The sequence below is a fragment of the Streptomyces niphimycinicus genome, assembly GCF_018883605.1.
GTDB classification, from domain to species: Bacteria; Actinomycetota; Actinomycetes; order Streptomycetales; family Streptomycetaceae; genus Streptomyces; species Streptomyces niphimycinicus.
This window is the reverse complement of record NZ_JAHLEM010000904.1, coordinates 1-6371: the sequence shown is the minus strand read 5'-3', so window position 1 is coordinate 6371 and position 6371 is coordinate 1. Positions and strand designations below refer to the sequence as shown.

The window sequence follows — 6371 nt, the reverse complement described above, 5'->3', positions numbered from 1 at the left end:
CCGGCTCGTACGGCACGCCGGCCCCCGGGCCCGGCTCGTACGGCGCCCCTCACATGCCGCCGACCCCGCCGACCTCGCCGCCCGGCCAGCCCGGCCAGCCCGGTCAGCAGTACCCGCCCTACGGGCAGGGCTAGCCCGCGGCTACACCGGAATCGACTGGACCACGGATTCTCCGAGTGGGGCAGGAAGAGAGCGTGCAGGGCGACGACGCGGAACTGACCGCCGCGGTACTCGCGGCGCAGGAAGGGGACGAGACCGCCTTCCGGACCGTCTACCGGTCCGTGCACCCTCGTCTCCTCGGCTATGTGCGCACGCTGGTCGGTGACGGAGACGCGGAGGACATCACCTCCGAAGCATGGCTCCAGATCGCCCGTGACCTGCAACGCTTCAGTGGAGACGCCGACCGCTTCCGGGGCTGGGCGGCTCGGATAGCCCGTAATCGCGCGCTGGACCACATACGGATGCGCGGCCGCCGCCCGGCCATCGGCGGCGATGAGTCGGAGCTGGAGTTCCGCGCGTCCGACGCGGACACCGCCGGTGAGGCGATGGAGGCCCTCGGCACCGGCCGGGCGCTCGGGCTGATCGCCCAGCTTCCGCAGGACCAGGCCGAGGCGGTGGTGCTCCGGGTGGTCCTCGGCCTCGACGCCAAGAGCGCGGCCGCGGTGCTGGGCAAGCGGCCGGGGGCGGTACGCACGGCCGCCCACCGGGGCCTGCGGCGGCTCGCCGACCTGATCGGCCCGGCGGCCGGGGGCGATCCCGCGGTGCGCGAGGGGATCCCGGGGCAACGTGAGTCACACGGCGGCGGAGCAACCAAGCCGGGTGCGGCGAAGTCTGCTGGTGTGACGGATTCACGCGCGCCAACGCAGAAGGACATGTGATGGCCGAAGACCACCGCTATAGCTGGCTGGATGACAGTGTCGCGGAGCGGTTGCTTCGCGGCGAACCGGTCGAGGGGCAGCCCGGGGCTCCCGACGGCCGGGGCGACGAGTCATATGCCGAAGCGGAGCGGTTGGCGGCCGTGCTCAGCGCCGTCGCCGGAGCGGGCCGCCCGGCGGCCCCCTCCGACGCGTCCGCGCTGCCGGGCGAGGAGGCGGCCATGGCCGCCTTCCGGGCCGCCCGGGTCGAGGCCGAGGCCCAAGCGGAAGCCGTCGCCGAACCGGGTGTGGCCCGGCGGCCGGGGCGGATCCGGCAGTTCAGAGAGAGACAGCCGCGACTGCGCCACCCGCTGCGGGCGGGCATGATCGCGATGGTGGCCGGCGGTGCGCTGAGCGGTTTCGCGGTCGCGGCCGCGGCGGGTGTGCTGCCCACCCCGTTCGGGCCGAGCCACCACACCCCGGGCCCCTCTGTGAGCAAGTCGGACGCCGGACCCGGCGGGGAATCCGCCCGCCCGGAGATCTCCGAGGACGGCGGTACGACGACGCCTGGTCCCAGTGGTTCAGGCGACAACGATGCCAGCGATGTGGGTTCGAACGGCGCCCAGGGCGGAACCGTCAGCCCCGCTCCGGAGGACGGCGGCAAGGGCAAGGACGGGAAGCCGAAGGACCCCTCGTCGAACGGGAAGCATGGCACCCCGGGATGGGCCCTCCACATCTGCCCCCGTTACCTGGCCGCGGAGTTGGGCGGCACGAACCTCGACGAGAAGTCGCTGAAGAAGCTGACGAAGGCGGCCGGGAGCGCCTCCGCCATCCACGGCTACTGCACCCAGGTCCTCGCCGACGACAGCGCGGGCACCCCGCGCAGCGACGACAGCTCGGGCCACGGCGGTGACAACAACACCGACAGCGGTTCGGACAACGGCGGCGGCAACGGGAACAACGGCGGCGGCAGCGGGGACAACGGCGGGCAGGGCGGTTCCGGCCCCGGCCCCGGCTCCGGCTCCGGTGACGGTGGTGGTTCGGACAGCGGTGGCGGCTCCGGTGGTGATCCGGGAAAAGGTGGCGGGGACGACACCACGGTCCCCCAGCCCCCTCCTCCGCCGAGCGACACCACCGGCACCACCGGCACGCCGACCGCCACCACGACACTGACGCCCGCGGCTGACTCGGCGGCGTCGACCGACCCGGTGACGGCCACGGAAACGGGTGCCGGCTGAGACTCCGGCACCCAGGTGTGACGTTTTTTTCAGCGGTGACGCTGAAAGAAACGGGCCGACTGGTCATCGGCCGCGCAGGAGCCGAGGTTCCCCCCGTACCGACGGCTCCGCGCATTCGGCGCGGGCAGAGCACGTTCCCCCGGCTCTGCCCGCGCCGCCCCCTCTTTGCGCTCTCAACCGGCGCCGCTCTCGCGGACCGGGTCCTCGCCGTCGGGGTCGCCCAATTGATGGCTGCGGCCTTACTTGTAAACCACGACCTTGTCGCCCGCCTTGACCTTGGCGAAGAGCGCGGCGATCTTCTTCTTGTCGCGGACGTTCACGCAGCCGTGGGAGGCGCCGCTGTAGCCGCGGGCGGCGAAGTCCGACGAGTAGTGCACCGCCTGGCCGCCGCTGAAGAACATCGCGTACGGCATCGGGGTGTGATAGATCGTCGACACATGGTCCCGGCTCTTGAAGTTGACCTGGAACAGCCCCTCCCGGGTCGGGGTGTACTCCGAGCCAAAGCGCACATCCATCGCCGACACCACCCGCCCGCCCACCATCCAGGCCAGGGTGCGGCTGGTTTTGCTGATGCACAGCACCCGGCCGGTCAGGCACCGCGGATCCGGCTTGGCCAGCGGCAGCGTGGTCGGCGGATAGAGCTGGTCGTGCGTGGGCGTCTTGGTCGCCGAGCGCAGTGAGGACCAGGTGCGCGGGCTCACCGAGCCGGTGACCGAGAGGCCGTGGCCCCGCTGGTAGGCGCTGACGGACGCCTGCGTGATGGTGCCGTAGTAGCCCGTCGGGTTCCGGTTGAAGAGGCCGAGCGCGCGCAGCCGCGCCTGGAGCTCGCGCACCCGGTCCCCGCTGGTGCCGACGGCGATCACGGGCGGGGTCACCCTCGGCGCGGTGTGCCGCGGTGTGACGGGCCTCGTGGTGCGCGGCGGCGCCACGACCCGTTTGGGCTTGGGCTCGGCCTTGTGCGTGAACGTGCGATGCGGCCGGGGCGTCTCCCGCGCGGGTGTGCTCGTACTGGCCCGGGCCTGCGGTTTCTCCTGCCCCCGGCCGTCCACGGTCGCTTCCCCCGCCCGGCACCCCGCGACCAGTGCCGCCGCCGTGGCCGTGGCCAGCGCTGTGCCGACCACCGCTGTCCGGTGCATCTGAACCCCCACTCCCCTGCTGATCTTTTTGTTGATCTTTTTGCTCTGAATGCTTCCCGAAGCTGCCAGGGGGTGAACATCGACGCATGCTGTGAACAAGGCCCCGTACCGGGAGAACGCCCGGTATCAGCCACCAGGAGGCGTGGACCCATGGCGCGCGAGTCGGAGTCGGGATTCCCCGTCGAGCCGGTGTACGGGCCCGGCGCGCTCAGCGGCTGGGATCCGGCCGGGCGGCTGGGCGAGCCGGGGGAGTACCCCTTCACCCGCGGGGTCTATCCGACGATGTACACCGGCCGCCCCTGGACGATGCGGCAGTACGCGGGGTTCGGCACCGCGGCCGAGTCCAACGCCCGCTACCGGCAGTTGATCGAGCACGGCACCACCGGCCTGTCGGTGGCCTTCGACCTGCCGACCCAGATGGGCTACGACTCCGACGCCCCCCTCGCGCACGGCGAGGTCGGCAAGGTGGGCGTGGCCATCGACTCGGTCGAGGACATGCGGGTGCTGCTGGGCGGCATTCCGCTGGACCGGGTCTCGACCTCCATGACCATCAACGCGCCCGCGGCCCTGCTGCTGCTCCTCTACCAACTCGTGGCCGAGGAGCAGGGCGTGGCCGGGAACCGGCTGACCGGCACCATCCAGAACGACATCCTCAAGGAGTACATCGCCCGCGGCACGTACATCTTTCCGCCCGGGCCCTCGCTGCGGCTGGGCGCCGACATCTTCAAGTACTGCAAGGCCGAGCTGCCCAAGTGGAACACCATCTCGATCTCCGGCTACCACATGGCGGAGGCCGGGGCCTCGCCCGCGCAGGAGATCGCCTTCACCCTGGCCGACGGCATCGAGTACGTCCGTACGGCCGTCGCGGCGGGGATGGACATCGACGACTTCGCACCCCGGCTCTCCTTTTTCTTCGTCTCCCGCACCACGCTGCTGGAGGAGGTCGCCAAGTTCCGCGCCGCGCGGCGGATCTGGGCGCGGGTGATGCGGGAGGAGTTCGGCGCGCGTGATCCGAAGTCCCAGATGCTGCGCTTCCACACGCAGACCGCGGGGGTCCAACTCACCGCGCAGCAGCCCGAGGTGAACCTCGTGCGGGTGGCCGTGCAGGGCCTGGCCGCCGTGCTCGGCGGCACCCAGTCGCTGCACACCAACGCCTTCGACGAGGCCATCGCGCTCCCGACCGGCACCTCCGCCCGGCTGGCGCTGCGCACCCAGCAGGTGCTGGCGTACGAGACCGATGTGACGGCGACCGTGGACCCCTTCGCGGGCTCCTACGCCGTCGAGTCGCTGACCGACGCGGTCGAGGCGGCGGCCGTCGACCTGATGCGGCGGGTCGAGGACCTGGGCGGTGCGGTGGCCGCCATCGAGCGGAACTTCCAGAAGGAGGAGATTGAGCGCAGCGCCTACCGGATCGCCCGGGAGACGGACGCGGGAACACGGGTGGTGGTCGGCGTCAACCGCTTCCAACTGGATGAGGAGGCACCGTACGAGCCGCTGCGCGTCGACCCGGAGATCGAGACCCGGCAGCGCGACCGGCTCGCCCGGCTGCGCGCCGAACGCGACCGCTCGGCGGTGAGCGCGGCCCTGTCGTCCCTGCGGAAGGCCGCCGAGAGCGAGCCGGGCACGGCGAATGTGCTGTACCCGATGAAGGACGCGCTGGCGGCGCGGGCCACGCTGGGTGAGGTGTGCGACGCGTTGCGGGAGGTGTGGGGGACGTATAGGCCGGTGGACGCGTTCTGAGCCGGCCGGGCTGGAGTCGGGCTGGGGGCCGGTCCGGGGCAGGTTGTCAGGGGGTTGGGTAACACTGGACCCATGTCGTCGTCACCCCGCCGCGCCTGCCCGGTCTGCACCCGTGAGATCGCGGTCGTCGGCGGGCGCTTCGCCCGCCACGACCCGCCGGGTCGGCGCTCCGCGCTCGAGCTGATCTCCTGCCCCGGCTCGCGACGGATCGCGCCGCTGCTCACTGCTCCGCCGAAGCTCTTCGGGAACGACGAGCCGCCGACGCCGGGGCAGCAGTCGCTGTTCTAGCCCGCGACGGCTGTTCCTCTACCCGCACCATCGATTTGCGGCTCCGCTGCGTGGTGGGGCTGTGCCCCAGACCCTGGGGGTGCGGGGCGAGGGCCTTGGCTGCGGGAAGGGGCGGGTAGGGGAAAGATCCGCCGGGCCCGCCGCCCCAGCGGTCTCGCTACGGCGCGCTCACCAGCCTGGACGCGAGCCTCACGCCCGGGCCGGCGGTCGTCAGGGCCTCCATGAGCTGGTCACCGGCTGCCTTCAGGGCCGTGTCGTCCATCGGGCCCAGCGCGTCCAGCACGAACATCGCCCGGGTAGTGGCATGGGTGAGGCGGGTCCGGGTGCATTGGCGCCAGTTCCAGCGGCGGCAGGTGACGCCTGCCTCGTCGCGCCACACGACCTCGCCGGGCGCCGGGTGCTCCAGCACCGGCTCGCCACCGGCCGTTGTCTCGAAGGTCTCGTCTCCCTCGGCGCGTACGAGACGGGCCGCGCCCACGTAGTGGTCGAGGTCCTCGCCGCCCAGGGGGATCACATGCGCGACCGAGATCGCGTTGTAGATGTCGGTCAGCCGGTCCACCCGGGGCAGCCCGGCGGGCGCCCGCCGTAGCAGTGCCTCCGCGCTGGGGCGGGTGCGCTGGGGCTTCGCGCCGAAGGCGCGGAACGCCTCGCGCCAGGCGGCCAGGTGCGGATGCTCCTCCACCGGGCCGTCCCCGAACCGCTCCCGCGCCGCCTGCTCGGCGCCGGCCAGCAGCCGCTCGCTCAGCTCGTCGCTCGGCCCGGGGCGCAGCCCCTCGGCGGTGATGAGCAGTGCCCGGTAGTCGGGGCGCAGGGCGTGCACGGCGGGGTCGATGGCGGCGGAGTCCAGCCAGGCTGCGGCGTCGTTCGTCATGCGGTCCACTATGGCATACGGTGCGGTGCAGTGTGATGTACGGGCGCTGGGGTCAACCCCACCCCTGAGACGGTGGGCGGCCTGATGGTGGCGTAGGGCCGGACAAGGAACGCTCTTCGGCATGACCACACCTGCTTCCCACTCCGGCCCCCGCCGCCGGGCACTCCTCGCCGCCACCGCCCTCGCCGCCTCAGGCGTGGGTATCGCGCAGCCGAAGGCGGTCGCCGCCCCGGCCGCCGCCCCG

Annotated in this window: 6 protein-coding genes; 4 read left to right on the top strand and 2 right to left on the bottom strand. The window is 72.5% G+C overall.

The genetic code is table 11. The features are described 5' to 3' along the window. The first annotated feature begins 194 nt into the window (after positions 1 to 194). Together KN815_RS45130 and KN815_RS45125 are read left to right on the top strand one after the other, a co-directional pair. Positions 195 to 878 carry an RNA polymerase sigma factor gene (locus KN815_RS45130; RefSeq protein WP_216347603.1) on the top strand — a complete coding sequence of 228 codons (684 nt, stop codon included), beginning with the start codon at positions 195 to 197 and terminating at the stop codon, positions 876 to 878. Beyond that, positions 878 to 2092 carry a hypothetical protein gene (locus KN815_RS45125; RefSeq protein ID WP_216347601.1) on the top strand — a complete coding sequence of 405 codons (1215 nt, stop codon included), beginning with the start codon at positions 878 to 880 and terminating at the stop codon, positions 2090 to 2092. Before KN815_RS45130 ends, KN815_RS45125 begins: the two co-directional genes overlap by 1 nt. A 239-nt stretch (positions 2093 to 2331) precedes the next feature. On the opposite strand, the gene KN815_RS45120 is transcribed toward KN815_RS45125, so the two are convergent. After that, on the bottom strand, positions 2332 to 3228 hold the full coding sequence (locus KN815_RS45120) for a L,D-transpeptidase family protein (RefSeq protein ID WP_253209646.1): 897 nt from the start codon (positions 3226 to 3228) through the stop codon (positions 2332 to 2334). Between the two features lie 150 nt (positions 3229 to 3378). Between KN815_RS45120 and KN815_RS45115 the strand changes: the two genes are divergently transcribed. Both KN815_RS45115 and KN815_RS45110 read left to right on the top strand, forming a co-directional pair. Then, positions 3379 to 4968, top strand: coding sequence for an acyl-CoA mutase large subunit family protein (locus KN815_RS45115; RefSeq protein ID WP_216347600.1), 1590 nt, complete (start codon positions 3379 to 3381; stop codon positions 4966 to 4968). A 72-nt stretch (positions 4969 to 5040) separates the two neighbouring features. Continuing rightward, entirely contained in the window at positions 5041 to 5256 is a 216-nt protein-coding gene (locus tag KN815_RS45110) for a hypothetical protein (protein ID WP_216347599.1), read from the top strand. Positions 5257 to 5413: 157 nt separating this feature from the next. Here KN815_RS45110 and KN815_RS45105 read toward each other — a convergent pair whose 3' ends face one another. Beyond that, entirely contained in the window at positions 5414 to 6127 is a 714-nt protein-coding gene (locus KN815_RS45105) for a B3/B4 domain-containing protein (RefSeq protein ID WP_216347598.1), read from the bottom strand. Between the last annotated feature and the right edge of the window lie 244 nt (positions 6128 to 6371).

Coding starts and splice junctions, on each gene's coding strand:
- KN815_RS45125 (WP_216347601.1), top strand. CDS start 878: ATGGCCGAAGACCACCGCTATAGCTGGCTGGATGACAGTGTCGCGGAG.
- KN815_RS45105 (WP_216347598.1), bottom strand. CDS start 6,127: ATGACGAACGACGCCGCAGCCTGGCTGGACTCCGCCGCCATCGACCCC.
- KN815_RS45115 (WP_216347600.1), top strand. CDS start 3,379: ATGGCGCGCGAGTCGGAGTCGGGATTCCCCGTCGAGCCGGTGTACGGG.
- KN815_RS45110 (WP_216347599.1), top strand. CDS start 5,041: ATGTCGTCGTCACCCCGCCGCGCCTGCCCGGTCTGCACCCGTGAGATC.
- KN815_RS45120 (WP_253209646.1), bottom strand. CDS start 3,228: ATGCACCGGACAGCGGTGGTCGGCACAGCGCTGGCCACGGCCACGGCG.